At 66.4% G+C, this 26,838-nt stretch carries 26 protein-coding genes; 11 read left to right on the forward strand and 15 right to left on the reverse strand.

The annotated features are described in order from the left end of the window. Window positions 1-4 precede the first annotated feature (4 nt). Together OG976_RS25020 and OG976_RS25025 are read right to left on the reverse strand one after the other, a co-directional pair. Window positions 5-895: a haloalkane dehalogenase gene (locus tag OG976_RS25020; RefSeq protein ID WP_328355185.1), complete on the reverse strand. Its 891-nt coding sequence runs from the start codon at window positions 893-895 to the stop codon at window positions 5-7. Next, window positions 892-1,497 carry a TetR/AcrR family transcriptional regulator gene (locus tag OG976_RS25025; RefSeq protein ID WP_328355188.1) on the reverse strand — a complete coding sequence of 202 codons (606 nt, stop codon included), beginning with the start codon at window positions 1,495-1,497 and terminating at the stop codon, window positions 892-894. The genes OG976_RS25020 and OG976_RS25025 overlap by 4 nt, the downstream gene beginning before the upstream one ends. Before the next feature lie 66 nt (window positions 1,498-1,563). On the opposite strand from OG976_RS25025, the gene OG976_RS25030 reads away from it, so the two are divergent. From OG976_RS25030 to OG976_RS25040, 3 genes are all read left to right on the forward strand, one after another. Continuing rightward, a complete protein-coding gene (locus OG976_RS25030) occupies window positions 1,564-2,226 on the forward strand; it encodes a hypothetical protein (protein WP_328363987.1) in 663 nt (220 codons plus the stop codon). Window positions 2,227-2,517: 291 nt separating this feature from the next. Continuing rightward, entirely contained in the window at window positions 2,518-3,789 is a 1,272-nt protein-coding gene (locus OG976_RS25035; RefSeq protein WP_328355191.1) for a sensor domain-containing phosphodiesterase, read from the forward strand. Window positions 3,790-3,865: 76 nt separating this feature from the next. Next, a complete protein-coding gene (locus OG976_RS25040; RefSeq protein ID WP_328355194.1) occupies window positions 3,866-4,879 on the forward strand; it encodes an Rv2578c family radical SAM protein in 1,014 nt (337 codons plus the stop codon). Window positions 4,880-4,908: 29 nt separating this feature from the next. Here the strand turns inward: OG976_RS25040 and OG976_RS25045 are convergent, their stop codons facing one another. From OG976_RS25045 to OG976_RS25060, 4 genes are all read right to left on the reverse strand, one after another. Continuing rightward, on the reverse strand, window positions 4,909-6,159 hold the full coding sequence (locus OG976_RS25045) for an acyl-CoA dehydrogenase family protein (protein ID WP_328355199.1): 1,251 nt from the start codon (window positions 6,157-6,159) through the stop codon (window positions 4,909-4,911). Further along, entirely contained in the window at window positions 6,159-7,292 is a 1,134-nt protein-coding gene (locus tag OG976_RS25050; protein ID WP_328355202.1) for an acyl-CoA dehydrogenase family protein, read from the reverse strand. Before OG976_RS25050 ends, OG976_RS25045 begins: the two co-directional genes overlap by 1 nt. An 82-nt stretch (window positions 7,293-7,374) precedes the next feature. Continuing rightward, the gene (locus tag OG976_RS25055; RefSeq protein WP_328355205.1) at window positions 7,375-8,604 is read right to left on the reverse strand and encodes an amidohydrolase family protein; all 1,230 of its coding nucleotides are present in this window, start codon (window positions 8,602-8,604) and stop codon (window positions 7,375-7,377) included. Between the two features lie 115 nt (window positions 8,605-8,719). Continuing rightward, window positions 8,720-9,346, reverse strand: a complete 627-nt coding sequence (locus OG976_RS25060; protein ID WP_328355207.1) for a TetR/AcrR family transcriptional regulator — start codon at window positions 9,344-9,346, stop codon at window positions 8,720-8,722. A 129-nt stretch (window positions 9,347-9,475) separates the two neighbouring features. Here OG976_RS25060 and OG976_RS25065 point away from each other — a divergent pair, with 129 nt between their 5' ends. Next, window positions 9,476-10,357, forward strand: a complete 882-nt coding sequence (locus OG976_RS25065) for an acyl-CoA thioesterase (RefSeq protein WP_328355209.1) — start codon at window positions 9,476-9,478, stop codon at window positions 10,355-10,357. 9 nt (window positions 10,358-10,366) lie between these two features. Here OG976_RS25065 and ypfJ read toward each other — a convergent pair whose 3' ends face one another. Next, a complete protein-coding gene (gene ypfJ, locus OG976_RS25070) occupies window positions 10,367-11,254 on the reverse strand; it encodes a KPN_02809 family neutral zinc metallopeptidase (protein WP_328355212.1) in 888 nt (295 codons plus the stop codon). 72 nt (window positions 11,255-11,326) lie between these two features. On the opposite strand from ypfJ, the gene OG976_RS25075 reads away from it, so the two are divergent. Beyond that, window positions 11,327-12,811, forward strand: a complete 1,485-nt coding sequence (locus OG976_RS25075; RefSeq protein WP_328355215.1) for a carboxylesterase/lipase family protein — start codon at window positions 11,327-11,329, stop codon at window positions 12,809-12,811. A 1-nt stretch (window position 12,812) separates the two neighbouring features. Here OG976_RS25075 and OG976_RS25080 read toward each other — a convergent pair whose 3' ends face one another. Beyond that, the gene (locus OG976_RS25080; RefSeq protein WP_328363989.1) at window positions 12,813-13,301 is read right to left on the reverse strand and encodes an SRPBCC family protein; all 489 of its coding nucleotides are present in this window, start codon (window positions 13,299-13,301) and stop codon (window positions 12,813-12,815) included. Window positions 13,302-13,419: 118 nt separating this feature from the next. Here OG976_RS25080 and aspS point away from each other — a divergent pair, with 118 nt between their 5' ends. From aspS to OG976_RS25100, 4 genes are all read left to right on the forward strand, one after another. Beyond that, window positions 13,420-15,183 carry an aspartate--tRNA ligase gene (aspS, locus tag OG976_RS25085; RefSeq protein WP_328355217.1) on the forward strand — a complete coding sequence of 588 codons (1,764 nt, stop codon included), beginning with the start codon at window positions 13,420-13,422 and terminating at the stop codon, window positions 15,181-15,183. 11 nt (window positions 15,184-15,194) lie between these two features. Continuing rightward, on the forward strand, window positions 15,195-15,623 hold the full coding sequence (locus OG976_RS25090; protein WP_328355220.1) for a nitroreductase family deazaflavin-dependent oxidoreductase: 429 nt from the start codon (window positions 15,195-15,197) through the stop codon (window positions 15,621-15,623). Between the two features lie 100 nt (window positions 15,624-15,723). Beyond that, on the forward strand, window positions 15,724-17,160 hold the full coding sequence (locus OG976_RS25095) for an FAD-dependent oxidoreductase (RefSeq protein ID WP_442930387.1): 1,437 nt from the start codon (window positions 15,724-15,726) through the stop codon (window positions 17,158-17,160). Window positions 17,161-17,251: 91 nt separating this feature from the next. After that, window positions 17,252-17,917 carry a PadR family transcriptional regulator gene (locus tag OG976_RS25100; protein ID WP_328355226.1) on the forward strand — a complete coding sequence of 222 codons (666 nt, stop codon included), beginning with the start codon at window positions 17,252-17,254 and terminating at the stop codon, window positions 17,915-17,917. A 13-nt stretch (window positions 17,918-17,930) separates the two neighbouring features. Here OG976_RS25100 and OG976_RS25105 read toward each other — a convergent pair whose 3' ends face one another. Beyond that, entirely contained in the window at window positions 17,931-19,637 is a 1,707-nt protein-coding gene (locus OG976_RS25105; RefSeq protein ID WP_328355229.1) for a 3-ketosteroid-delta-1-dehydrogenase, read from the reverse strand. Between the two features lie 140 nt (window positions 19,638-19,777). Here OG976_RS25105 and OG976_RS25110 point away from each other — a divergent pair, with 140 nt between their 5' ends. Both OG976_RS25110 and OG976_RS25115 read left to right on the forward strand, forming a co-directional pair. Next, window positions 19,778-20,923 (forward strand): Rieske 2Fe-2S domain-containing protein, encoded by a 1,146-nt coding sequence (locus tag OG976_RS25110; RefSeq protein ID WP_328363992.1) that lies wholly within the window; start codon window positions 19,778-19,780, stop codon window positions 20,921-20,923. Window positions 20,924-20,925: 2 nt separating this feature from the next. Next, complete coding sequence (locus tag OG976_RS25115; protein WP_328363995.1) at window positions 20,926-21,210, forward strand: ferredoxin; 285 nt, start codon at window positions 20,926-20,928, stop codon at window positions 21,208-21,210. A 1-nt stretch (window position 21,211) separates the two neighbouring features. Here the strand turns inward: OG976_RS25115 and OG976_RS25120 are convergent, their stop codons facing one another. From OG976_RS25120 to OG976_RS25145, 6 genes are all read right to left on the reverse strand, one after another. Continuing rightward, window positions 21,212-21,655: a nuclear transport factor 2 family protein gene (locus OG976_RS25120; protein ID WP_328355232.1), complete on the reverse strand. Its 444-nt coding sequence runs from the start codon at window positions 21,653-21,655 to the stop codon at window positions 21,212-21,214. Between the two features lie 7 nt (window positions 21,656-21,662). Beyond that, a complete protein-coding gene (locus OG976_RS25125) occupies window positions 21,663-22,739 on the reverse strand; it encodes a hypothetical protein (protein WP_328355235.1) in 1,077 nt (358 codons plus the stop codon). Next, on the reverse strand, window positions 22,726-23,766 hold the full coding sequence (locus tag OG976_RS25130) for an alpha/beta hydrolase (protein WP_328355238.1): 1,041 nt from the start codon (window positions 23,764-23,766) through the stop codon (window positions 22,726-22,728). Before OG976_RS25130 ends, OG976_RS25125 begins: the two co-directional genes overlap by 14 nt. A gap of 2 nt (window positions 23,767-23,768) precedes the next feature. After that, window positions 23,769-24,632, reverse strand: coding sequence for an SDR family NAD(P)-dependent oxidoreductase (locus tag OG976_RS25135; RefSeq protein ID WP_328355241.1), 864 nt, complete (start codon window positions 24,630-24,632; stop codon window positions 23,769-23,771). After that, the gene (locus OG976_RS25140; protein ID WP_328355243.1) at window positions 24,629-25,102 is read right to left on the reverse strand and encodes a nuclear transport factor 2 family protein; all 474 of its coding nucleotides are present in this window, start codon (window positions 25,100-25,102) and stop codon (window positions 24,629-24,631) included. The genes OG976_RS25135 and OG976_RS25140 overlap by 4 nt, the downstream gene beginning before the upstream one ends. A gap of 72 nt (window positions 25,103-25,174) precedes the next feature. Beyond that, the gene (locus tag OG976_RS25145; RefSeq protein ID WP_328355246.1) at window positions 25,175-26,773 is read right to left on the reverse strand and encodes a fatty acyl-CoA synthetase; all 1,599 of its coding nucleotides are present in this window, start codon (window positions 26,771-26,773) and stop codon (window positions 25,175-25,177) included. Window positions 26,774-26,838: the final 65 nt, after the last annotated feature.

Consider the following 26,838-nt stretch of genomic DNA (forward strand, 5'->3'; position numbering starts at 1 on the left):
CCAGTCAAGCAGTACGACGCAGGCTCCGCACGAATTGGGCTACGGCCGCGCCGATCTCGTCGGCACTGTCCTCCTGGATGAAGTGGATGCCCGGCACGGTCACCTCGGTGAGGTTGGGCCAGGTGCGCACGTAGTCGCGGATCTCGCCGCGCATCAGTGCGCCCGGCTCGGCGTTGACGAAAAGCTTGGGCACGTCACTGGTTTCGAGCCACGCGGCATAGTCGCTCACCACGGCGGCGACGTCGGCGGGCTCACCGTCGATCGGGATGTTGCGTGGCCAGGACAGCGTCGGGCGCCGATCCTCGCCGGGCGTGGCGAAGGGACGGCGGTAGTGCTCCATCTCCGTATCGGACAGGGTGCGCAGAATCGAGGCGGGCAGCACGCCCTCGACGAAGACGTTGTCGGTCAGGACCATCTGCTCGCCTTCGGGGGAGCGGAAGCCCTGAAAGACCGGACGTACCCGGTTGGGGAAGTTCGCCCAGCTGATCGGCTTGGCGATGCCTTCCATGAAGGCGATGCCGGCGACGCGGTCGCGATGCTGGTTGGCCCAGTCGAATCCCAGCGCGGTGCCCCAGTCGTGCAGGACCAGGGTGACGTTGTCGCCGAGGTCCAGTGCGTCCCAGAGCGCGAAGAGGTATTCGCGTTGTTCCCGGTAGTGGTAACTGCCGGGCCCGGAGTCCGGGAGCTTGTCGGAGCTGCCCATGCCGATCAGGTCGCAGGCCACGAGCCGGCCCAGTCCCTCGAGGTGGGGCATGACGTTGCGCCACAGGTAGGACGACGTGGGGTTGCCATGCTGGAACACGATCGCGTCACCGGCGCCCTCGTCGATGTAGGCCATCCGCTTGCCCAGGACCTCGGCGTACTTCAGGTGGCCGTACGGGGTGGCGTTGGTCATCGGTGTCCTTCGGGGCGGGTGTGGTCGGCGTAGGTGGCCGCGGTCTCACGGGCGATCCGTAGAACCCGTGCCGAGAACTCGTCGTCGGGGACCGCCCGCGCCAGGGCGATGCCGCCGAAGCAGATGATGGCCAGCGCGATGGCGTCGTCCATCCGGTCCTCGGTTTCCTCGCCGTCGCAGACCGCGGCCAGGGAGATCTCCAGCTCGCGCTGATAGGTGGCGCGGAAACTATCCGGGGCCCGGGCGGCGTCCGAGCTGAGCGCGGCGAAGCCGCATGCGGTGCCGAGGTCGTCGCGGTGCGCCGGGGTCAGGTAGCGCCGGGCGAGGCGTTTGAGTCGTTCGTTCCAGGGTTCTTTCGGCCCGGGTTTGATCCAGTGCGAACGGCCCGTGGTGATGGCGTGGGCGAATGCCGCGTCGGCGAGTTCGCTCTTGGTGTCGAAATGGGAGTAGAAGGCGCCATGGGTGAGGCCGGCGTCGTGCATGACGGGCACGATCGCGGTTCCCTCGATGCCCTCTTCGCGCAGCCTGCGTGCGGCGGCGTCGAGGATTCGCTCGAGTGACTGCTGCTTGCCGAGCCGGCGGCGAGATGGTGCATTTCGCATGATGCTGATCATGCTAATCACATGATGGGCATCATGCCAATACCCAGTGGTGGCATGCTGGCTGGTGTGGGGATGATCTTCCGGTTGGCCGAGCTGCTGCTGATCCTGGTGCCGTTGGCGGGTGCGATCTATGCGGCCATCAAGGGGGTCTCGGCGCTCAACCGGCGTCAGAACCCGGGTGCTGCTGATGAACCAGCTCTGCCTGCCGAACGTTCTGAGCCGAAAAGCCAAGCCGCGCAATGGCGCACGATCACCCGCGTGCTCGACGAACACAGCCGCACCGACAGGCGCTGGCTGGACTACGAACTCGATGCCGCCAAGCTGCTGGATTTCCCGGTGATGACCGATATGCGTGAGCCGCTGACGGTGGCGTTCCACCGGGCCAAGCTGCGTGCCGACCTGCTGCGGCCGGCCAAGGCCGAGGAGCTGCTCGACGATCCCGAGGCCGCCCGGCAGTATCTCGACGCCGTGGAGGCCTACGCGACGGCATTCGGCGCCGCCGAGGCCGAGGCGGCGCGCCGGCGGCGCAGCGACTTCAGCCGCGAGGACCAGCAGCGGCTGACCCGCGCCCAGAGCCTGCTGCGGGTGGCCTCCGACGGCGGGGCGACTCCGCAGGAGCGCGAGCGCGCGTACGACCTTGCCCGCGGTGAACTCGAGGGCTTGGTGGTGCTGCCGGATCGGACCCGCGGTGCGCTGGAGCGAGGAATTGCGGGGGAGTTGGATGATTGACGCGAGTGGCGGGTGCCCGCTACGGAGCGGCTGTTGCAGCGATTTACGACCAACCAGAGTCAATACGCCCGGCGCTCAATGACGTAGACACGTTGCTGGTCGCCCGCCCACAGTCGGTGGACAATTTGTCAACCGCTCCAGCGTCATTGATGCCGTGGCCGGGCAGCAAGAACCTGGCCGGTGTCGGCGTACAGCACCCGGCATCGGCGGAAGGTCTCCGCGTCAGATAGACGGTCGGTATCGTTCTTTGCCAACGGCAAGTCCAGCTGAGGTGGGGTGGGGGGTGAAGTGGTGAAGTTGGTCCCGGCGCTGGCCACGTTGATGGATCCGGCGTTGGTGATGGGCCGCGTTGCTGAGCAGGCGTGTGTACTCATGCCGAAAGCTGATGGATCAGCCGTTGCGCTGCTTCGCGCCTCTGATGATTCGTACGTCACGGTGTCCTGCCACGGCGTGATTGCGGCTACGACGGGTTTCGCGGTGCCCAAGGCGAGCAGTTTCCAGGGCCTTGCGGCGCGGGAGAAAAGACCCATGCTGATCGATGACGCGACCGTGGACTTGCGACTGTCGCAACGTGTTCATGCGATGAACAAGCAGTGGGGTACCAGGTCGTGGGCGGTGATTCCCCTGATGCATGGCGACGACGCCATCGGATCACTGATGCTGGCTGCGCGGGCACCTCGGGTGTTCGACGAGACGGACATTGACGTCATGCTCGAGATCAGCGAGTTCGTCTCGACGTTGACCTACGCGATGGCAGATGGCGAGGAGCTCGGAAAGAGCAGTATCACAGCGCGTTTCGTCGCCTCGGTGATGCTGCCGGAAGCAGCAGAGGTTCAGGGATTGCAGGACCGAATGGACACCCTGCTGATGCAGCCGGAGGCCCTCAGTGCGGTGTTCCAGCCCATCGTCCATCTGGCGAGCGGAGCGACGGTTGCATACGAAGGACTGACGCGCTTTCCCGCGTCACCGAAGTTCACACCACTGCAATGGTTTAGTGCTGCCCGGCGGGTGGGCCGGGGCATCGAACTGGAATATGCGGCGCTGCGCACGATTCTGACCGCCGCTCGCGCAAACCCCGGTGAGTGTCCGGTTGGGGTCAATCTCAGCCCGAGTGCGGCGGGCGAGCCGGCGATTCAAGAGATGCTGACAAGCCAGGACCGGCCGCTGATCGTGGAAATCACTGAGCACGAACCATTTCCCGATTACCTCGCCGCGGATCTGATGCGTCTGCGTATTCGCGGAATCCATCTGGCAGTCGACGATGCCGGCGCCGGATACGCCAGTTTCACCCAACTGCTGCGCTTGCGACCGGACATCATCAAGATCGACGGCGAGTTGATCCACGGCATCGATGAAGATCCCGCCAAGCGTGCGTTGACGACCGCACTCAACACGCTGGCATCTGAGCTGCAGGCGAAAACAGTGGCTGAGGCTGTAGAGACGCCCGAGCAGCTACACACACTTCTCGGTCTCGGCGTCGAATACGGCCAAGGCTTCTTCCTCGGGCGACCCCAACGCGAAGCCCAGCCGTACCTGGACGGGAAATACGCTCGGCTGGCCTAAGCGACGCGTTTCCCGAGGCCGATCTTTCCCGCTGATCGGGGTTGACAGTGCATCGAACGCATGTTCGACTGATGTGATGCGGTGGTCGGACCAGGGGGTCAGGGTCGACGACGGAGCGCTGCCCGGTCTGCAGCGCATCGGATTCGTGCGCACGGTGCGCACCCCGCAATTCGAGGGTGTGACGTTCCACGAGGTGCTGTGCAAATCAGCCCTGAACAAGATCCCCGCCGCGGCCATGCTGCCGTTCCAGTACACCGTCAACGGCTACCGCGGCTGCGCGCACGCCTGCCGATATTGCTTCGCGCGCCCCACCCATGAATACCTGGAGCTCGATCCCGGCGCGGACTTCGACAGCCAGATCGTGGTGAAGACCAACGTCGTCGAAGTGCTGCGCCGCGAACTTGCCCGCCCGTCCTGGCGTCGTGACACCGTGGCCCTGGGCACCAACACCGATCCCTACCAACGGGCCGAGGGCCGCTACGCACTGATGCCGGGAATCATTGCCGCGCTGGCCGGTTCTGGCACACCGCTGTCCATCCTCACCAAGGGCACGCTGCTGCGCCGAGACCTGCCACTGATTGCCGATGCAGCCCAACAGGTTCCGCTGTCGGTGGCTATCTCGCTGGCGGTCGCCGATCCCGACCTGCACCGTGACGTCGAACCCGGCACGCCGTCACCGGCGGCCCGCCTGGACCTGATTGCCGCGGTCCGTGACGCCGGGCTGGACTGTCATGTCATGGTGGCGCCGGTGCTGCCGCATCTGACCGACTCCGTCGAGCATCTGGACAGCCTGCTGGGACAGATCGCGGCTGCTGGTGCCACCGGGGTTACCGTCTTCGGCCTGCACCTGCGCAGCTCGACCCGGGGCTGGTTCATGGGCTGGCTGGCGCGCTCGCATCCCGAGCTCGTCGCGACCTACCGCACGCTGTACCGCCGCAGCGCCTACCTCCCGGAGGACTACCGGCAGATGCTGCGCCGGCGGGCCGCGCCGCTGGTCGCCAAGCACCGGCTGACCGGAGACCACCGGCCATTCAGGTCGGCGCGTGCGGCAACGCTACCCGCGGCCCAGCCGGAGTTGACGCTGTTCTGATCCGCCGAACGTGGGGGGACGGCGGGAACCTAGCCGCGGCCGCGCTTGACCTGGTTGAACGGCACGCCCTTGTCGGCGGCCAGCTCGCGCGGGAAGCCCAGCACCCGCTCGCCGATCACGTTGCGCCCCACCTCGGTGGTGCCACCGCCCAGCGAGGCGGTCTGTCGGGACAGGTAGCGATTCCCGATGGCGAACAGCTCGTCGTCACCGGTGTCGACCACCCCGGCGCTGCCGGCGATCGCGAGGGTGGTGTCGAGTTCGGTGTTGATGTTCTCCGCGTGCGAGATACGGATGATGGTGCCCGCCGTCGGCGGCAGGGAGCCGTCGTTGACGCCGTGATAGACGTGATCGACCAGCTGCTCCTGCACGGCGCGGTGTACCAGCGCCCGGCCCGCCAACTCCTGGAGCCGTTCGTTGTCGGCCTGGCCGATCCGCTGCAGGAGTGCGACGTAGTCGGTCGGCTTGTCAGTCTTGCCTTCGGCGCCGATGCCGCTGGAGAACTCCGAGCCACCGCCCACCGCGCGCCGCTCGTGGTAGAGCTGGCGGGAGGCGACGGCCCAGCCGTCGTTGACCTTGCCGACCACGCTGTCGTCGCCGACCTCGAGACCGTCGAAGAACTCCTCGCAGAACTCGATGGAACCGTTAACCTGCTTGATGCGCCGAAGGGTGATCCCGGGCGCGTTCAGCGGCACCAGGAACATGGTCAGTCCCTCGTGTTTGGGCACGTCCCAGTTGGTGCGGGCCAGCAGGGTTCCGTAGTCGGCGGCGAAAGCGCTTGTGCTCCAGGTCTTCGCACCGTTGATGACCCACGTGTCGCCGCGCCGCTCGGCCCGGGTGATGACGCCGGCCAGATCGGAGCCGCCGCTGGGCTCAGACAGCAACTGGACCAGGACCTCGTCGCCACGCAGCACTCCGCCGATGTGTGTGCGCTTCTGCTCCTCGCTGCCCATGTCGAGAATCGTTGCCGCGCAGATGGTGAACGTCGGTGTGTTGAGGATGATCGGCATCTCGTAGCTGCGGGACTCGATGTCGAAGGCCCGCTGGTATTCGATGGGCAGACCCAGGCCGCCGTACTCGCGCGGAAAGCAGATGCCGGCGAACCCGCCCTCCCAGAGCTTGCGTTGGAGTTCGCGGGCCCGCTGCCATGGAGCTTCCTCGCCGCGGTCGGCGTCGGGCGGGTCGTTCGGGTCGATGGACGGCATGTTCTCGGCCAGCCACTTGCGGGCGCGGGCGGCGAACTCGACGACTGATTCTGTCTGCACAGCAGTGGTTTCGGTCATCAGGCGGACTCCAGCTCCTTGGTCATCCGATACACGCGCAGGTTGTGGTGTTCAGGGGTGCCGTACATCGACCGGTACAGGGTGACCCGGCGCAGGTACAGGTGCAGGTCGTGCTCCCAGGTCACCCCGATACCACCGTGTAATTGCACGCACAGCTGCACCATGTCCGGGGCATGTTCGGCGACATAGGATTTCGCGATACTGACGGCCAGGTCGGCGTCGGCCGCGCGGGATCCGACTGTGGCCACAGCCGCCTTCGTCGTCGCGCGGCAGGCCTCCAGCCAGATCTTCAGGTCCGCGTACTTGTGCTTGAGCGCCTGGTAGGACACCAGGGGGCGGCCGAACGAGTGCCGGTCGAAGCCCCACTGCACCGTCATGTCGAAGACGGTGTCGAGGATGCCGACGGTCTCGGCGCACTGCAGCACCAGCGCGACCTGGGTTTGCCGCGCGATCAGCGCCGGGGTCTGCTCGGCCGAGCCCACCGCGGCGGACTCGTCGACCTCGACTCCGTCGAAGCTGACTCGGGCGTAGGACTTCACCAGGTCGATGCTGCGTTGTACCTCGGCGCTGACCCCGGGCGCGTCGGTTCTCACCAGGAACTGCCTGGGGGAGCCCGCGACATCGGCCACCACCAACAGGATGTCGCTGTCGGCGCCGGCCTCGACCCGGTCCTTGACGCCGTCGATGCGGAAGCCGCCGGTGGTTGGTGTAGCAGAAACGCTGGGCTGCAAGGGGTTCCACGGCTGGCCGGGTTCGTAGACGGCCCAGGACGCGATCGCCTCCCCGGACACCAGTGCCTCGACGGTTGCGGCGTGCCGCTCGCCGTCCTCGGCATCAGCCAATCCGGCCAGCACAATGGAGACCGGATGCAGCGGTCCGGGGGCGACGGTCTTGCCGCTGTGCTGGGCCACCAGCGCCAGGTCGGCAACGCCGTCACCGGAGATGCTGCCGCCCCCGAGTTCCTCGGGCACTAGCAGGCTGACCCAGCCGAGCTCGGCCGCCCGCTGCCACCAGTCGCGTTCGAAAGCGACACCGTCGCGGTGCAATTCGCGGACCCGGGCCAGCGGAACTTCCTTGTCCAGGAAGGACTGGGTGGTGGCGGCGAACAGCAGGATCTCGGGGGAGTCGGTCATGGTGCCGTGCTCGCTTTCAGTGGACAGTGGACGTGTGCACCGGTGTCCCGGCGCACACGTCCACTGTGACGATCAGATTCGCTCAAGCGATGACGAGTGCAGGCACGTCGGGCTTGTGGACCGAGACGTTCGGCACCTTGAACAGGTCGACCAGGTTGCCGCCCATCACCTTTCGTTGCTCTTCCTCGTTGAGGCCCTGGGCCACCAGGTCGTCGACCAGGTTGATCGGGTTGGCCAGACCCTCGGGGTGCGGCCAGTCGGAGCCGAAGATGATGCGGTCGACGCCGATCAGGTCGGCCATCTGCTTGAAGTTGTCCTCCCAGAACGGGGCCACGTACACACCGCGCTTGAATGCCGCGACCGGGTCCTCGGGGAATTCCTGCGGCAGCTTGGCGAACACGTCCTCGAACTGGTGCAGCAGGTAGGGCAGCCAGGACGCGCCGTTCTCGATAGACAGGATGCGCAGACCCGGGTTGCGGGTCAGCGCACCGTGGCAGACCAGCGCGGCCATGGTGTCCTCGATGGGCCGCTTGCCCATCGACACCATCCGGAACGCTGTGGGCTTGAACGGCAGGAACTCGTCGGCGGGCTCCCAGTCGTTGAGGTATTCGGAGTACCCGCTGTCAGAGGCGTGCATGCAGACCGGGATGCCGGCTTTGACGCATGCGTCCCAGAACGGGTCGAACTCGGGCAGGCCCATCGACCGGGTACCGCGGAAACCCGCTACCGGGGCCGGCCGCACCAGGATGGTCTTGGCGCCGCGCTCCAGGCACCACTGCAGTTCCTCGAGTGCGCGGTCGACGATGCTGAGGTTGATGACCGGCGTGGAGAAGATGCGGCCTTCGTAGTCGAAGCGCCAGGTCTCATACATCCACTGGTTCAGCGCGTGGACGATGTCGAGGATCAACTCGGGATCGTCCTTGAGCCGCTCCTCGACCAGGCTGGCCAGGGTCGGGAACATGATCGTGTAGTCCAAGCCGAGCCCGTCGAGTACCTCGATGCGTGCCTCGGGGTTGCGGAAGGCAGGGATGGCCTTCATCGGTTTGCCCATGACCTCGCGGTAGCTCTTGCCGCCGCTGCCGTGCTTGAAGTACTCCTCCTGGGCGCCCGGACGTGCGACGACCTCGAAGGTCGGATTGGGGATGTAGTCGCTGATGTGTCCGCGCACCACGATCTTGGTCCGCCCGCGGACGTCGAGGTAGTCGATGACGCCCTTGCGGTTGTCGGGCAGGAACTGCGTCAACGCTTCCTGAGGCTCGTAGAAGTGGTTGTCGGCGTCGAACACCGGGTAGGGAAGCTCGCGCGAAGGCATATCCGGCTCCTGAGAGTGGGCTTGGTCGGTAGCGGTAATGACGTTACCACGGATGCACAGGCTATCCACCAAGGTTTTGAGACAGCTTCGGTACCGGCTCTACCTGCGTGAACGGCTAGGCGCCGGGGCGGGGCAGCAGGCCCTGAACGCAGAAGTCGTAGATGTGCTCGCCGTCGATGGGCACGCCGTTGAGTTCGACGCCGAGGCTGCGTAACCGCATCGCGCCCAGCACCGTCTGCATGATCAGGGCGGACGTCGTCTCGGCTTCGAGGTCGGCCCGGAACACGGCCTCGTCCATCCCGCGCTCCAGCAGGTCGCCGATCAACTGGTGCAGCGGTGAGAGCACCCTGGCGTACTCCTGCGGCAGGCTCTCCGCGAGGTGGTCGTTGTAGTAGGTCAGGCCGCGGTTGATGCTGTCCTGCTTGGTGGTCTCGGCCGGCGTGCAGATGCGCTCGATCAGCACGCGCAGCGCCTCGGCGGCGGGCAGGTCGGCGGTCTCCTCGCGCCAGGTCTTGGTCGACTCGGTCATGATCGTGTCGATCAGCGCCAGCAGCAGCTCGTCCTTGGTGGAGAAGTGCTGGTAGAAGGACCGCAACGACGTCTTGGAGCGTTCGACGACCTCCAGCACGGTGAAGTCGGTGCGGCCGGTCTCGGCCAGGATCGACAGCGCCGAGCGCATGAAGCGGCTGACCCGGGATTCCGGGTCGGCGTGGATGGATGCCTGATCGGCGGCCTTGGCCATGGACACACCTTATCGCCTGGCCGCCCTGGTGAGAATGACGTTACCGTTCTGGTAGAACATGACTTGGTGATGTCGCCAGCACCGTGTGTCCGCGGCTCCCGTCGAACCACGCCGGCAGTGAGGGAATCCATGACCGACCAGACCCAGCACACGCAGTGGACACTCGGCCAGCTGCTCGATCTCTTCGAGGTCGAACCCGACGGCACGGACCGCTTCATCGCCCAATCCGGCCTCGCCGCCGCCGACGAACGACAGGTGGTCGAGGGCACGCAGGTGCTGGCTCAGGTGATCGTCGCGGCGGCCACACGCTTCCAGGGCAAGTCGGTGCGATCGGTGCACTCTGTCTTCACCCGCGCTGTTCTGGTGGGCCCGCCAGTGGTTCTCGACATCGACGTCGTCTCCGAGGGGCGCAGCACCGCGACCGCGGTGGTCACCGCATCCCAGAACGGCAGGAGGTGCATGACGTTCACGGTCTTCACCGACGTCCCCTCGGAGGACGTGATACGTCACCATCTGCCACGTCCTGACGTCACTGGCCCGGATCGGGCCAACGACTGTGAAATGCCCATGGCCGGAAGGGAAATCAAGCTCGTCGACATCGTCGACATCAACAGCCCCGACGAGGTCGGCCCACCCGAGGTGTACGCGTGGCTGCACTACGACCCCATCCCGGCCCGCGATGACCTGGCCAAGGCGCTGATCGCGTACTTCACTGGGCACCTGGGGATTTCGACGAGCATGCGCGCTCACGAGGGCATCGGCACCGCGCTGTCGCACGTCACGGTGTCGACCGCGCCGATGACGGTCACGGTGAGTTTCCACGAGCCGGTGTCCTGGACCGGCTGGCTGCTCTACACCCACGAGAGCACCCAGGCCGGGGCCGGCATGTCCTACATCCGCGGAACGGTCCACACCGAAGCGGGCGAGCTGATCGCCTCGTTCACGCAGGATGCGCTGATCCGCCCGATGCGGGCCGTCGACACCACAGTCGCCGTCGAGGCCCGCATCTAGCGGTAACGGTTAGCCGAGATCCCGCGCCTTGAAGGTGTCGCACTGGTTGGGATCACCGGTCTGGTAGCCCACGGTGAACCACTTCTGGCGCTCGGCAGATGAACCGTGGGTCCACTGCTCGGGGTTGACCCGGCCGGTGGCCTGCTTCTGGATGCGGTCGTCGCCGACCGAGGCCGCCGCGGACAGCGCGTCGGCGATGTCCTTGTCGCTCAACGGTTCCAGATAGGTCACATCGGTACCTGGCTGCTTGGTGATCGCGGCATAGTGCGCCCACACCCCGGCGTAGCAGTCGGCCTGCAGTTCGGTGCGCACCCCGTTGCCGGTCGCGCCCTGGGCGCCCTGCTGAGCCTTGCCGAGCACGCCGAGCAGGTTCTGGACGTGGTGGCCGTACTCGTGGGCCACGACGTACTCCTGGGCCAACGGCCCACCGCTGGAACCGAATTGGGTCTTGAGCACCTGGAAGAAGTCGGTGTCGAAATAGGCGGTGCGGTCCACGGGGCAGTAGAACGGGCCGACGTCGCTGGTGGCCGGACCGCAGCCGGTCTGCACCGAACCCTTGAACAGCGTCATCTTCGGGCGGCTGTACCCGCGCAGCAGCTGCTCCCACACCCCGTCGACGGAGTTGCCGGTGGCCACCACGCGGCACTCGACGTACTTGTTGGCGTCCGCACCGGTCTTGCACTTACTCAGGTCGTAGGCCGACGACTGACCGGCGCCGGGCGGCAGCGCCTGCTGCTGGCCGACCACCTGGCCGGGGTCGACCCCGAGGAACAGTGCCAGCAGCACGATGACCAGACCGCCGACGCCGCCGCCGATCGCGATGCCGCGACCGCCACCGCCGCCACCTCCGGTGGAGGTGGTGCTCGTGTCGATCTGCATACCCTCGTTGAAGGTCATCGCCGCTCCTTGAAGATTGACCGTTCAGGCTGGCAACCAGCCGCGTTCAGCTTGCCACACTACGATTCACCGGTGGCTGTCGTCGCGGATCCGTCGACCGTGGTTCATACCTCCTTGGGAGCGTTGCGCGGCACCACCGACGGCGGGGTCGGGGTGTGGCGCGGGGTCGCCTACGCGCAGCAACCCGTCGGCCATCGCCGGTTCCTGGCTCCCGAACCGCTCACGCCGTGGTCGGGGCTGCGCGACGCCGTCGAGCACGGGCCGGTGCCACCCCAGGGCCGCTCGTTCGTCGGTGGCGGTCGCGACGACCCGAAGATCCGCGATGAAGCCTGTCTGACCGTCACCGTGTGGTCGCCGCGGCGCGAGCCCGGGACGTTGCTGCCGGTGATGGTGTGGATCCCTGGCGGGGCGTTCGTCTACGGCGCCGGGCAACTGCAGCTTTACAACGGGTCCCGGCTGGCCGCCAACGGCAATGTCGTCGTGGTCAACGTGACCTACCGGCTCGGGGTGTTCGGCGGTTTCGAACTCGGTGACCTCGGGGAGGGTTTCGCCGACAACCTGTGCCTGCGCGACCAGATCGCCGCCCTGCAGTGGGTGCGCGACAACATTGCCGCGTTCGGCGGAGATCCGCAGTGCGTCACCATCTTCGGCGAATCGGCCGGCGCCACGTCGGTGCTGGCGCTGCTGGCCAGCCCGGCAGCCGTCGGCCTGTTCGCGCGCGCGATCGCCCAAAGCCCGGCGCTGCCCCTGATCGCCGATCGGGAGACCAGGGCCCGCCGGGCACACGAGTTCCTCGACGTCGTCGGTGCCACTCCGGCGCAGCTGACAGGCCTGCCGCAGCGCGCGTTGCGCCGGGCGGCCGGTGAGATTCAGCGCCGCAGCGCCGAGGCGACACCAACGCTGGCCTACGGTCTGACGTTCGGCGTGGACCTGCTGCCGCGCCATCCCATCGACGCCGCCCGCCGCGGCGAGTGCAACCCGGTGCCGTTGATCGTCGGCACGAACACCCACGAGGCGTCGATGTTCGCCTGGTCCAAACCGCCGATGCTGCCGACTAGTCAGCCGGGTATCGACACCTACTTCGAGCGCGTCGCGCCCGAGGCGCGGGACAGGGTGCTGGCCGCCTATCCGCGCTATCCGCGCCGCAGCGCCCTGATCGACGTCGGCTCCGACGTCATGTTCGGTGCGCCGACATGGGCGTTCGCCGACGCCTACAGCGCCCACGCGCTCACCCACGTCTACCGGTTCGACCATGCGGCCTGGCATCTGCGGGCGATCGGGCTAGGCGCCACCCACGGCAGCGAGATCGTGCACATCCAGCACAGCTACGGCTCGTTCATCGGCCGCAAGCTGCATCCGCTGGGCCGGCGGGTGCTGCCGTCGGTCGGTCGCCGGATGCAGCGCACCTGGCTGGGCTTCGCGACCGGACCGGGCCTGGATGATTGGCCGCGCTACGACACCCCGCGGCGGGCGACCCGCATCATCGGCTCGGGCCGCGACATCACCGTCGACGACCCGGATTCGGCCCGCCGTCAGGCCTGGGAAGGCCTGTACTGAATCAGGCGTACCGCTTGTCGGTGTAGCGGCGCAGGTTGGCCAGGAACCACTTGAACGACAGGTTCATCACCGGGCCGCCGAGGATGAGTCCCCACTTGGCCGAGCCGTTGGCCTTCTGCGCCACCGTCCACGTCAGTCGGCTACCGCCCGGGGTCGGCACGACGCGGTACTCCTCGGCGAACGCGCCGATGGCCTTGTTCGAGGCCGTGTTGAACCGGAAAGCCAGATAGCTGTACGGCTCCCAGGCGAGGAACTCCTCGTCGCCGACCAGACCGCCGAGCATGTCCACGGTGCGGGTGGTGCCCACGCCGTAGGGCTGCGGGCTGGTCCAGGTGACCTTGGTGATCACCTTGGCCCACTGCGGCCAGGACTCGGCATCGGCGAGAACCTCGAACACCTGCTCCGGCGTGATCGCCAGGTCGACGCTGTTCGAGAACCGGTACGGGGCGTTCTGGATGAAGCTCAGATCGACGAGCTCACAGGGATACATCGTGGTCATCAGGCGCACCTCCGCGCTGACCATACACTGAGGCGTCGACTGTGCGGTCCGCTCGACCTCATAGACTGATCACCCGGTTTCCAATTTCTCAATCTCCAGGAGTCAGCCAGTGCTGCGCAGTCATGCCGCCGGTTCGTTGCGGGCCACCGACGCCGGACAGACGGTCACTCTGGCCGGCTGGGTCGCGCGGCGCCGTGATCACGGCGGTGTCATCTTCATCGACCTGCGCGACTCGTCCGGTGTCACCCAGGTGGTGTTCCGGGACGCTGACGTGCTGGCCCAGGCCCACCGGCTGCGCGCCGAGTTCTGCATCGCCATCGACGGGGTGGTGGAAATCCGCCCCGAGGGCAACGCCAACGCCGACATCGCCACCGGTGACATCGAGGTCAACGCCACCTCGCTGACGGTGCTGGGGGAGAGCGCACCGCTGCCGTTCCAGCTCGACGAGTCCGCCGGCGAGGAAGCCCGGCTGAAGTACCGCTACCTCGACATGCGCCGCGACGGCGGCCCCGGCGCTGCCATCCGGCTGCGCTCGAAGGCCAACGCGGCCGCCCGCTCGGTGCTCGCGGGCCACGATTTCGTCGAGATCGAAACCCCCACCCTGACCCGGTCCACCCCGGAAGGGGCGCGTGACTTCCTGGTGCCGGCCCGACTGCAGCCCGGCTCCTTCTATGCGCTGCCGCAAAGCCCGCAGCTGTTCAAGCAGCTGCTGATGGTGGCAGGCATGGAGCGCTACTACCAGATCGCCCGCTGCTACCGCGACGAAGACTTCCGCGCCGACCGCCAACCCGAGTTCACCCAGCTCGATATGGAGATGAGCTTCGTCGACTCCGACGACATCATCGCGGTGGCCGAAGAGATCCTCGCCGCGCTGTGGGCGTTGATCGGATACGACGTGCCGCGGCCCATCCCGCGGATGACCTATGCCGACGCGATGCGCCGGTTCGGTTCGGACAAGCCGGATCTGCGGTTCGGGCTGGAACTCGTCGAATGCACCGACTACTTCACCGACACCCCGTTCCGGGTGTTCCAGGCGCCGTACGTCGGCGCGGTCGTGATGCCCGGCGGCGCCTCGCAGCCGCGGCGCACCCTCGACGGCTGGCAGGAGTGGGCCAAACAACGCGGCGCCAAGGGGCTGGCCTACGTCCTGATCGGCGAGGACGGTGAACTGGCCGGCCCGGTCGCCAAGAACCTCTCCGACGCCGAGCGCGAGGGCCTGGCCGCCCACGTCGGAGCCAAGCCCGGCGACTGCGTCTTCTTCGCCGCCGGCCCCGTCAAGACCTCCCGAGCCCTGCTGGGTGCCGCCCGCGGCGAGATCGCCCGGCGCCTGGACATGATCGATCCGAACGCGTGGGCGTTCACCTGGATCGTCGACCCGCCGCTGTTCGAGCCGGCCGGCGACGCGACCGCCGCCGGCGACGTCGCCGTCGGGTCCGGTGCGTGGACGGCGGTGCACCACGCGTTCACCTCACCCAAGGCGCAGTACGCGGACTCGGTGGACACCGATCCCGGCGTGGTGCTTGCCGACGCCTACGACATCGTGTGCAACGGCCACGAGATCGGTGGCGGCTCGATCCGTATCCATCGCCGCGACGTCCAGGAGAAGGTGTTCGCGGTGATGGGCATCAACAACGCCGAGGCCCAGGAGAAGTTCGGATTCCTGTTGGACGCCTTCACCTTCGGCGCACCCCCGCACGGCGGCATCGCGTTCGGCTGGGACCGCATCACCGCGCTGCTCTTCGGCGCGGACTCGATCCGCGACGTGATCGCGTTCCCCAAGTCCGGCGGCGGCGTCGACCCGCTGACCGATGCACCCGCGCCGATCACCGCCCAGCAGCGCAAAGAATCCGGAATAGACGCCAAGCCGGAGTAGCTTCACAACACATGACTGATACCTCCAAAGCGGCACTGGACGCGTTCAACCAACCCATCATCGAGGAGTTCCGCGCCAACCGGGGCGTGGTGGGCGGGCCGTTCGCCGGTGCCACCCTGCTGCTGCTCACGAGCACGGGCGCGAAGTCGGGGGAGCCCCGGCTGAGCCCGCTGGCCTACCTGACGATCGACGACAAGATGATCATCGTCGGCTCCAAGGCCGGTGCGGACACCAACCCGGCGTGGGTGCACAACCTGCGGGCCAACCCGAACGCACACATCGAGGTCGGCACCGACGCCTACGACGTTGTGGCCCGTGAACTGCCCGCCGACGAGCGCGACGCCACCTACCCCAAGATCGTCGAGCTGGCCCCGACGTTCGGCGACTATCAGGCCAGCACCAGCCGGGTCATCCCGCTGTTCGAGCTCACCCGGGCCTAGCGATTCCTGTCCGCTCACTGAGACGGTGACTCGCCGACGGGTGCGGCGGTAGCGACGATTCCTGCACGGCACGCCGGACCGGCCTGGGAGAGGAATGACAGTGAGCGCATCCGAGCAGTGGGATTACGAAGCCGACGTGGTGATCGCCGGCTACGGCATTGCTGGAGTGTCCGCGGCCATCGAAGCCGCCCGGGCTGGGGCCGACGTCCTGGTGCTCGAGCGTGCCGGCGGCTGGGGTGGCGCGGCCGCACTGGCGGGCGGATTCGTCTACCTCGGTGGTGGGACCGCAATCCAGAAAGCTTGCGGCTTCGACGATTCCGTCGAGGCCATGCGGGCGTTCCTGAACGTGGCCATGGGGCCGGGTGCTGACGAGGCCCGCATCGCCGACTACTGCGACGGCAGCCTCGAGCACTTCGAGTGGCTGGTCGACTGCGGGGTGCCGTTCAAACCGGAGTTCTGGGGTGAGCCCGGCTGGGAGCCGCCAGGCGACCAGGGCCTGATGTACACCGGCGGGGAGAACTCCTACCCTTTCAACACCATTGCCCAGCCTGCGCCGCGCGGCCACGTGCCGCAGATGACCGGGAAGGTCACCGGCGAGAAGGGCGGTGGCTACATGCTGATGAAGCCACTGGTCGACACCGCGACCGCGCTCGGCGTGCGCTCGGTGTACGACGTGCGCGCTCACGAACTTCTGACCGCCCCCGACGGGCGGGTGATCGGGGTGTCGGCCCGCCAGTACGGCAACCCGGTGCGGGTTCATGCGCGGCGCGGAGTGGTCCTGGCGACGGGCAGTTTCGCCTACAACGACGCGATGATCGCGCAGTACGCCCCGCGCATCGCGGGCAAGCCCGCCGCCTCGGTGGAGGAGCACGACGGGCAGTCGATCCGGATGGCGCAGGCGCTGGGGGCCGACCTCGCGCACATGGATGCCACGGAGGTGGCCTTCTTCGCCGAACCGCAACTGGTGGCGCGCGGCATCCTGGTGAACGGCCGCGGCCAGCGCTACGTCGCCGAAGACACCTATCCCGGACGCATCGGCCAGCTCAGCCTGTACCACCAGGACGACACGGTGTACCTCATCTTCGATGCGCAAGCCCACGAGGAGGCGATGGCGGCGACGTCGTCTACTCCGTTCTTCAAGACCCCGCCAACCTGGGTGTGTGAGACCGTCGCCGAGCTGGAGGCCGAGATCGGCTTGGCGCCCGGTTCCTTGCAGGCGACCGTGGCGGCCTACAACCAGGGTGCCGAGCGCGGCGAAGATCCGTTGCTGTTCAAGAAGTCTCAGTGGCTGCGGCCGATCGGGTCGCCGATCGGGGCGCTCGACCTGCGCGGTCACACCGGTGGTTTCACTCTCGGTGGTCTGCTCACCACGCTGGACGCCGAAGTGCTGCACGTCAGCGGCGAGCCGATCCCCGGCCTGTTCGCCGCCGGGCGCGCGGCGGCCGGCCTGGCGGCCTGGGGCTACGCCAGTGGAGTGTCGCTGGGCGACGGAAGTTTCTACGGCAGGCGGGCCGGACGGGCCGCGGCCAAGGGCTGAATTGTCCTGGCGGGCATCGCTGTTGCACTGCAGGCTCCCGGCCAGCGGTCGGTTCGCCTGAACCTGTGACCTGGGTTGATACCCTTAGGTCGTGACTGAACCCGAGCCGCAGGTCCAGCCGTCGCTGTCCGCGACGGCGTGGGCGCTGCTCGGGATGCTGTCGTACGAGACGGAGTTATCCGGCTATGACATCCGCAAGTGGATCAGCTGGAGCATGCGGCACTACTACGGCAGCCCGGCGTTCAGCCAGATCTATTCTGAGCTGAAGAAGCTGGAGAAGGTGGGTCTGCTCACCTCGCGGGTGGATGCCACCGGCACCCGTAATCGCCGTCTCTACAAGATCACTGATAGCGGCATGGCGGCCGTGACCCGGTGGGCGCGAGAAGCCCCCGTGGATCCGCCGTCGATCAAGCATCCTGCAATACTGCGGGTGACGTTGGGGCATCTGAGCGATCCGGAGTCACTCAAACAGATGCTGCATGACCATCTCGTCTACATCGACGACATGCAACGCGAGGCTGCAAAGGAAGCGCGATGGGCCGCCGCCGACCCGTCTTGGGCATACGCCAAGATCGCGTTGGACTGGGCTGAACGGTATTACGCGTCCGAACGGGAACACACCCTGAGGTTGATCAAAGATCTCGACGAAGCAGAGGCGACTTTCCCGAAAGTCGGTGAGGGCGCGAAGATTCCGTGGCCCAACCCGGACTTCTGGTATGAGATCGAGCGCAAGGCCGACGCCGAAGACGGCGGCTGACTTCTCCACAGCGCTACGCCCGGTCGGCTGCGTCCTGTGCGGCGATGTAACCGAAGACGAGCCCCTGCGCGATGGTCGCACCCGCGCCCGGGTAGGTGTTCCCGAACGCGTTGGCGGCTGTGTTGCCGATCGCGTACAGCCCATCGATGATCGCTCCATCCTCGCGAAGTACCCGGGCGCGATCATCGGCGCGCAGACCGCCGCAGGTGCCGAGGTCGCTGAGCACCATTTTCACTGCGTAGAACGGTCCCTTGACCAGCGGCCGTAGGTTCGGGTTCGGCGTGACCGTGGGATCGCCGTAATACCGGTCGTATGCACTGCGGCCCCGTTCGAAGTCGGGATCCTCACCGGCGAACGCGTGCTCGTTGAACACCGCCACGGTCGCTGAGAAGTTGTCGACCGGTACGCCCATCTTGGCGGCCAGGCCGTTGAAATCGTCTGCGCGAACGGCAATTCCGGCGTCATACCAGGCCTGGGGGATCGGCATGCGGGGGAACAGTTCGGCTGCGAAGACGTAGCTGTTGCGGTAGTGCTGATCGAAGACGATCCACATGGTCTCCACCGGCGTCCCTGCGGCCTCCAGTTGCAGAACGCGCTGACCAAAACTCATGTAGTCGGCCGATTCGTTGGCGAATCGGCGACCGTTCTGGTCGACGATGAATGACCCGGGCAGCGACCGCTCGGCCAGCATGACCGCAGGAGCCGCGTCGGGCAGTGGAGCAACCGCGGGGAACCACCACGCTTGATCCATCAGTGCGATGTCGGCGCCGATGTCCTGGCCGATCTTGATGGCATCACCGGTATTGGAATCCGCACCCAGGCTGAGATCGCTTGTGAGGGAATCGGACTGGAACTTCCACCGCATGTCCATGCTGTGGTCGAAGCCGCCGGCGGCGAGCACGACGCCGCGGCGGGCGTTGACTGTCACGGTGCGGCCCAGGTGCTCGACGACGGCACCGGTCACACGGGTGCCGTCGGTGACCAGTCCGGTCAGGGCGGTGCGCAGCCAGATCGGGATTCCGGCGCGAATCACGCCGGCGAACAGGCCGGCGGCCAACGCCTGGCCGCCGGCGGCGTAGCGCCGCCCGAGGACGAGGCCCCCGACGCCCTGGGCAAGCCGCTTGGCGATGGTGGGCAGTCCCTTGCGAGGTACCCGGCTCACGAGGTTCATCCAGCGGTAGTCCGCGCCGGTGGTCGGCATCGGGATGCTGGCCTCCATGATGCCCGGGCGCAGATCCGGCAGATACTCGCCGAGGATCGCCGTATCGAGTGGGCGGCATTCGCACGTCCGCCCCGCCGCCGATCCGCCCGGTGCCTCGGGGTGATAGTCGGAGTACTCCTTGGCCCAGAACAGTTTCATGGGTGTGGTGCGGCGCAGCAGGCCGACCGTCGCGGGCAGGTTTTGCACATACGCGGCCGAACGCTCCTGTGGGGCGGAGCCCGCGACGACGGCATCAAGGTAGGTCTGCGCCCGGGCAGCGGAGTCGACGCCGCCGCCCTCGGTGATGACCGGGCTGGCGGGTAGCCACAAGGCGCCACCGGATCTGGCCGTCGACCCGCCGACGAGGGCGGACTTCTCGACGACGAGAACGGACAACCCGCGTTCGGCGCCAGCCAGGGCAGCCGCGAGCCCCGTGCCCGAACCGATGACGAGGAGATCCACGTCGATGTCGGCGACGGTCAATCCGGCGGGCACGGTGTTGTGGCTGGTGGTGGTCACGGTTGTGAACGATAGGGCGGGGTGTGGGCAACTTGATTCCGGTATCCCTTTGAGCGGAACGCGGGCCTTCTCACAAGCCGTCCTGCGCAGTTCAATGGAGAAATCAGCCACGAAGCCATCGATCGAAGGACGGACGCATGATGACGACGCATTCCGAGGCCGATGACATCCGGTTGATCGAGGCGGGAGCGGTTCCCATCCGCTTTGCCCGGGGCTGGCACTGCCTTGGGCTGGTCCGTGATTTCGCCGACGGTACGCCGCATCAAATCAATGCGTTCGGCCAGAAGTTGGTGGTGTTTCGCGGCGAGGACGGCGCCATCAGTGTGCTCGACGGCTACTGCCGGCACATGGGTGGCGACCTCTCGCAGGGAACGGTGAAGGGCAACGAGATCGCCTGCCCGTTCCACGACTGGCGCTGGGGAGGGGACGGCCGCTGCAAGTTGGTGCCCTACAGCAAGCGCACCCCGCGGCTGGCGCGCACTGCCTCGTGGCCCACACTGCAACAGGACGGCATGCTGTTCGTCTGGAATGACCCGGAAGGCACAGCACCGCCGGCAGAGGTGACCATCCCTCGCATCGAGGGCGCCGGCAGCGATGGCTGGACCGATTGGCATTGGTACACCACGGTGGTGCACACCAACTGCCGGGAGATCATCGACAACGTGGTCGACATGGCGCACTTTTTCTACATTCACGGGTCGCTGCCCACGCAGTTCAAGAACATCTTCGAGGGACACGTCGCCACGCAGTACATGAACAGCGCGGGCCGCCCCGATATCGGGGAACCCGGTGAAACTCAGATGTTGGGCACGACATCGGTGGCCTCCTACTACGGCCCATCATTCATGATCGACGATTTGACCTATCACTACACCAACGTCGACCACCACACCGTTCTGATCAACTGCCACTACCCGATCGACGCCAATTCCTTTGTGCTGCAATATGGGATCATCGTCAAGAAGTCGGCTGAACTGCCTGATGACCTCGCCATGCAGACGGCGATAGGTCTTGGCGATTTCGTCAAAATGGGCTTCGAGCAGGATGTCGAGATCTGGCGCAACAAGACCCGGATCGACAACCCGCTGCTGGTGGAAGAGGACGGGCCGGTGTACCAACTCCGGCGCTGGTACGAACAGTTCTACGTCGATGTCGGCGACGTGAGCCCGGACATGGTGGACCGCTTCGAATTCGAACTCGACACCACCCGGCCCACCGAAGCCTGGATGAAGGTAGTGGAAGCCAATCTGGCGGCCCGGACCTCGGCAGCAGGACCGGTCGGGTGACGATGGCGGTCCGGGCAGACAACCGTCTCGACGACGCACCGATGGTTCCGGTGTCCTGTGGTCGCTGTGGCGCCGGGGTCCAGGTGCGCAAAAGCAGCTGGAACCAGACCAGTGTGCAGTGGACAGGCCCGGCTTTGCGTCGATGCGAAGAGCGCTGTACCGCAGCAGAATTGGCCGGGCGAACCGATCGTGGTCTGTTCTTGTCGTGCTCGGCGCTGGCCGAATCGATCGGCGATGCGGTTCGGTCGGGGGTCATCGCGGTGGTCGATGGTTCGGCCGGCCCCTGAGCTAACCGTCGAAGATCTCCAGGGGGCCGACATACGCCCGGTTGACCTTGATCCTTTCGATCAGGCGCCAGCAGCCGTCACCGGCGCGGCTCCAGGTGTCCCGGTAGTCGCCGAGTGTGTAGAAGCGCACGGACGGGTCCGCGGTGGAGTCGAGATGGACGTCACGGATGTAGGCCCTGCTGGTGGCCAGGTCGCCGGCGACATCGACGATGACGTTGCCGAGGAGATGCTGGGTTGGGCCGCATGTGTCGAGAAATCCGCGGATCAGCGCGATGATCGCCGTGCTGCCCGTGAGACGACCGGTTCCGAGGTCTGCCTCCGCGTCGTCGGTGAGGATCTGGGCCATCGTCGTCCAGTCGCGATCGTCCATGGCACGCGCGAAGAGGATCAGCGCTCGCTCGATGGCGCGCTCATCGCGCAGTTGCGCCAGAAACTCTGATTCCATGGGGTGATTATGCGAACTGGAAGGCACTCACCGGTGCCTCTTGCGGATAGTTGGCCGGCCCGCCCAGATCGTATGCGGCGTTGAGTGCTCCGATGAACTGTGGATCGTGCAACGGCTCGCTCGGTACGTCGAGTTTGATGCCCTTGCCCTTGAGATCGTCGACCATCATGCCGATTGCCCGCTCGGTGGTGATGTCGTCGGAGCCGTCCATGTTCTTCTTGAGTTCGTCAAAGTCGGTGAACACTTCTGCCGACCAGTGCACGAGGAACCGCAACTCGTCGGTGTGGTGACGGGCGATGACGTCCTCGCCGTTTTTCAACAGCCAGCGATCGCGGTCTGCCGGGTCCCCGGTGAAGACGGTGTCGAACTGCAGTCCGGCTGGAATCTGCTGCTCGAGTGGGCCATTGGCCTCTCCGCGATGCACCATCATCTCGTTCTGCACCACCACACCGCGGTTGTTGATGGGCGGCACGACCCGTGCGGGCGGTTTGAGCGGACCGTCGGGCCAGTAGGTGAAGCCGGACCCCTCGTCGAGGGAGAACCAGGTGATGACCTGTGCCATCTTGATCAGATACTCGGTGAACAGCCCCGACTTGCCCATGACGCTGCACAGCCAGGTGGGCGCGTTCTCATGGCGCACCCCGCGGAAACTCGGCGAGTCGAGGTGTCCGGGGTCGCGGTTGGCGCACGGTCCGTTGATGTTGAAGAGCATCATTTCCGGCTTGGCGTACTGCGCGTTCCAGTAGCTCTTCGCGTGTTCGACGAAGTCGGCGTTGTAGAAGCAGTCGTGCAATTCGGGGTAGAGCACGGTGCCGTAGTTGGCCAGATAGCCGCGAAAGGTCGGGGTGAGGAACAGATCCAGCGACGGGGTGAATCCCTCGGGAAACGCTCCGCTCATCGTGGCCATCAGTTCGTCGGCCGACGCGAAGTGCTGGGCGATGATGAGCTTCCACGGTCCGCCGGTGTGCACGACATCGAGCAACCTCTGCCGTTGATCGGCGGTGTAGATGTCGCTGATCTCGCGCGGCGGGGCTACCGGACGCAGGATGTCGGACAGTGTCAGACGCTGCTCATCCGTCAGCATGGTGATCTCCTTCGATCGTGAGGCTCTCGATTGTGGGCTGCAGCGAGCCGGATGATCCGGCGAGTGTCCGTTGATCGGGAGACTCACTGATGGACAACGGGTGGGCGAACTTGGCGCGCAGCAGAGCCCCGATCTCCGCGATCGCCAGCCGGCCACGCGCGGTGGCATCCGAGCGCATCAAGAATCCGTGATACATGCCGGGATAACGCGTCAGCGTCGTCTGGACTCCCGCCTCACGCAGTCGATCCGCGTAGCGTTCCCCCCAATCCCGGATCGGGTCACACTCGCCGGTGACCACGATGGCCGCCGGTAGGCCGCTTAGATCAGGCGCATAGGCGGGGATCTGGTACGGATCATGCGGCGCTCCTGCGCCGCGATCGACCAGTTCGTGCATGAACAGGATGTCGTCGTGGCGCAGCATCGGGGCATCCGGCATCGAGGTGACCGACGGGGCGCCCATGTCCCGGTCCAGGCCGGGGTAGAGCAACACCTGCGCGAAGATCCGGGGTCCGCGGTGATCGCGGGCGGCCAGGGCCACGGCCGCGGCCAGTGAACCGCCCGCGCTGTCGCCGACCACAGCAAGCCGGCCCGCATCGAGGCCGAGGGTATCGGCCTGGGCGGCAACCCATTCGGTGGCCACGTAGGCGTCGTCGAATTGAGCCGGCGGCGGTGCTTCCGGCGCCAGCCGGTATTCGACGGCCACCACCACTGCGCCACTTGCGTTGGCCAGCTCGCGCGCCAGCGGTTCGAATGAGTGGTTTGTTCCCATCACGAGGCCGCCGCCGTGGAGGTACACCAACACCGGCGGACACGGCTCTGTGGTGGGTCGGTAGAGCCGCAGCGGAATTGGTCCCGCCGGACCCGGCACGGTCCATTCCTCGATGGCGGCCATCGATGGCATATCGGGGTGGGGCATGGATTCGATGCCGGCCCGTACTGCGGCCAACCCCCGGACGCGCATCGGTTTCAGCTCACCGAGGGAGGCGACACGGTGCGCCGCGTCTGGATCGAGTTGGGGGAGGCGCATGTTCAGCTCTGGGTGGGGTCGAATCGAGGCTGGGTACGCAACCGCGGCGCTTCTTGTGTGGTCAAGATGCGGGCGCGCTCGAGCATTGCCGATCCGACGTAGTCAGGTTGAGTCAGCAGGTAGAACCGGCCCTCGGCGGCGTGTTCGAACACCACCTCAGCGGCGGTCAACGGGTCCATGGCCGCGGCCTTGATGTCCAGCATGGCGGACCGCTGGGCCTCGGCCGCACCGGTGTCACCGGACTGCACACCGCCGGCGGACTCGAAAATGTTGGATACCACCGCGCCGGGCAACACCGCCTGCACGTGCACGTGGTGGGCGTGGCCGGCGTATTGCACTTCCAGGTGCAGGCACTCGGTCAGAGCGAGTATCGCATGCTTGCTCATGATGTAGGGCGCCTGCAGGGGTACCACGGCGACCCCACCGATCGAGGACAGGTTCCAGACCCACGCCGGGGCGTCGGTGGCCATCATTTTCGGCAGGAACGCCCGGATACCGTGGAAGACACCGCCGATATTGATGTCGACGACGCGCTGCCAATTGGGCAGCGGAGTGTCCCACAGATAGCCGAACTGTTCGACGCCGGCATTGTTGACCAACAGTCTCACCTCGCCCACGTCGCGGTAGACGTCGTCGGCCAGCGCCTGGACCGCGTCGGCGTCGCGAACATCGCACACTGCGTCGATCGCCGATCCGCCTGCGGCGGTGAGCTCTTCGCGTAGCGCCGAGACGGCCGCGGCGTCGACATCGGCCAGGACCACCGTCATGCCCAATCGACTGGCGTGGCGGGCCAGTCCGGCGCCGATTCCCGCGCCGGCTCCGGTGATGACCGCGACGCCGCCGGCGAAGACCTCGCGTGCGCTCACGCCAGGGTCTTGGCGGCGTGCTGTGCGAACGGCACGGAATCCTCGGCGTCGAGCACCACGGTCAGTGAGGTGAGCACCAGCCCGCCGGCCGAGCGTCGGATACCGGCGTCGGCGATGCCGCTGGACACCGCGAACGGCACGTTGTTGGTGATCTGGTTGACGAACATGTAGAACCGCACCGTCGTCACGTCGCCGTCGGTGCCTGTGCGGAAGACGTTGGTGGCGTGGTGCCGACACGGATACGGATTCTCGTTGCGGTGAGCGGTCAGCCAGGCCAGCGTTTCCGCTTTGCCGTGCAACTGGGCGGCCAGGAGATGTTCGAACGGGCACGTGCCCGAGTCGGACCGGCTCAGGTATTCCATCTCCTCGCCGAGACGGACACCGATTTCGTCGAAATGGCCCTGGTCGTAGTGGTACCAGAATCCCGCGATGAACTCCTGAATCTCGGCCAGGGCGATCTCGTTGCTCATAGCCGCAGTCAACCCGGCTCCCTCCGGGCAAGGAACGCTCCCGCCCGTTGAGTGGAACACGGGATGGGATCGTCACGCCGGCAGGCTGAACTGCGTTCGAAGGTCGCGTTTCAGAAGCTTCCCGCTGGGGTTCTTCGGCAGCTGGTCGACGAAGAAGATGTGTTTGGGGGTCTTGAACCCGGCGAGGTGCTTGCGGCAGTGGGACAGCACCTCGTCCTGGCTCAACTGAGCACCCGCGCGAGGCACTACCGCGGCCACCACCGCCTCCACCCAGACCGGGTGCGCCAACCCGAACACCGCGACCTCCTCCACCCCGGCGTGCAGGTAGAGGACTTCTTCGACCTCGCGGCTGGCGACATTCTCGCCGCCCGTCTTGATCATGTCCTTCTTGCGATCGACCACGTGGAGGAACCCGGCATCGTCGTAGAAGCCGAGGTCTCCGGAGTGAAACCAGCCGCCACGGAACGCCTCGGCGGTCTTGAGCGGGTCGTCGAGATAACCCAGCATGAGATGTGGGCTGCGATGCGCGATCTCGCCGATTGTCCCGGCCGCCACCGGTGTGTCGATGTCGTCGAGGACGACGGTTTCCACGTTGAGTACCGGGCGCCCCGCAGCACCAGCATGCGTCTCCTGGTCAGCGGGACCCAGCGCCGAGGCCAGCGGTGCGATCTCGGTCTGGCCATAGAAATTCCAGAGCTGAAGGTCGGGCAACCGGCGCCTGATCTCGTGCAGGATCTCCGTCGGCATCGCCGACGCCCCGTAGTAGCCCTTGCGCAGGCTCGAGAGATCCACGTGATCGAACACCGGGCTGCGCAACAGGCTGATCCAGACCGTCGGTGGGGCAAAGTAATTGGTCACTCCATATCGCTCGATGGTGCGCAACACCGCTTCCGGATCAGGTCGTGGCAGCAGGATGCTGGTCGCGCCCAGGTACACGTCGGTGGCCAGGAAGTTATCCAGCTGCGCACAGTGGTAGAGCGGCAGTGAATGGATTTCGATGTCCTCGGCGCTCATGGATCCCGCGGTGACGGTGCTGACGTACTGCCACATCAGGCTGCGGCTGGTGTGCATGACACCCTTGGGCCGTGACTCGGTGCCGCTGGTGTACATCACTCTGAGCAGTTGGTCATCGTCGACCTCCGGAGTCGGCACGCACGACACTGTGGTCAGGGATTGTTCGAAGTCAATCCATCCCGGTGGTGCTGCAGCTTCCGCGGTGGCGATCGCGATTCGCGTGGTGACGGCCCCGCTGCGCAGCATTGCCTTCTCGGCCACTGCGACGAGGTCGGATTGAACAATGAAACCCGTTGCGCGGCAGTGACCCAAGATGTATGCGATCTCCTCGGCGGTGAGCATGAAATTCAGGGGTACGAGTACCACGGCCGCGCGCGCCGTGGCGAACGCCAGCACCGCGTACTGCCAACAATTGCGTGCCAGCAGCGCCACACGGTCCCCGGGCCTCAACCCGTTGTCGCCCAGAGCTGCCGCCGCGCGGTCGACGAGCTCGTCGAATTCGGCAAACGTCAACGTCACCTCGCCGTCGATGATCGCCACCCTGCCCGGATAGCGCCGGGCGGTGCGCCGCGGGATGTCGCCCACACTGTGGCCGCGGGCGGCGCGAACCAGGTCGTCGAGCTTGAGGTCATCGTCGCTGTCATGCACACGCTGCATGGCCGAACCCTAGGACGGGGAACGGCCGCCGCAGGTGAGTCTCCCGCTGAGTAGACAACAGGATC

The sequence above is a fragment of the Mycobacterium sp. NBC_00419 genome (genome assembly GCF_036023875.1).
GTDB lineage: Bacteria > Actinomycetota > Actinomycetes > Mycobacteriales > Mycobacteriaceae > Mycobacterium.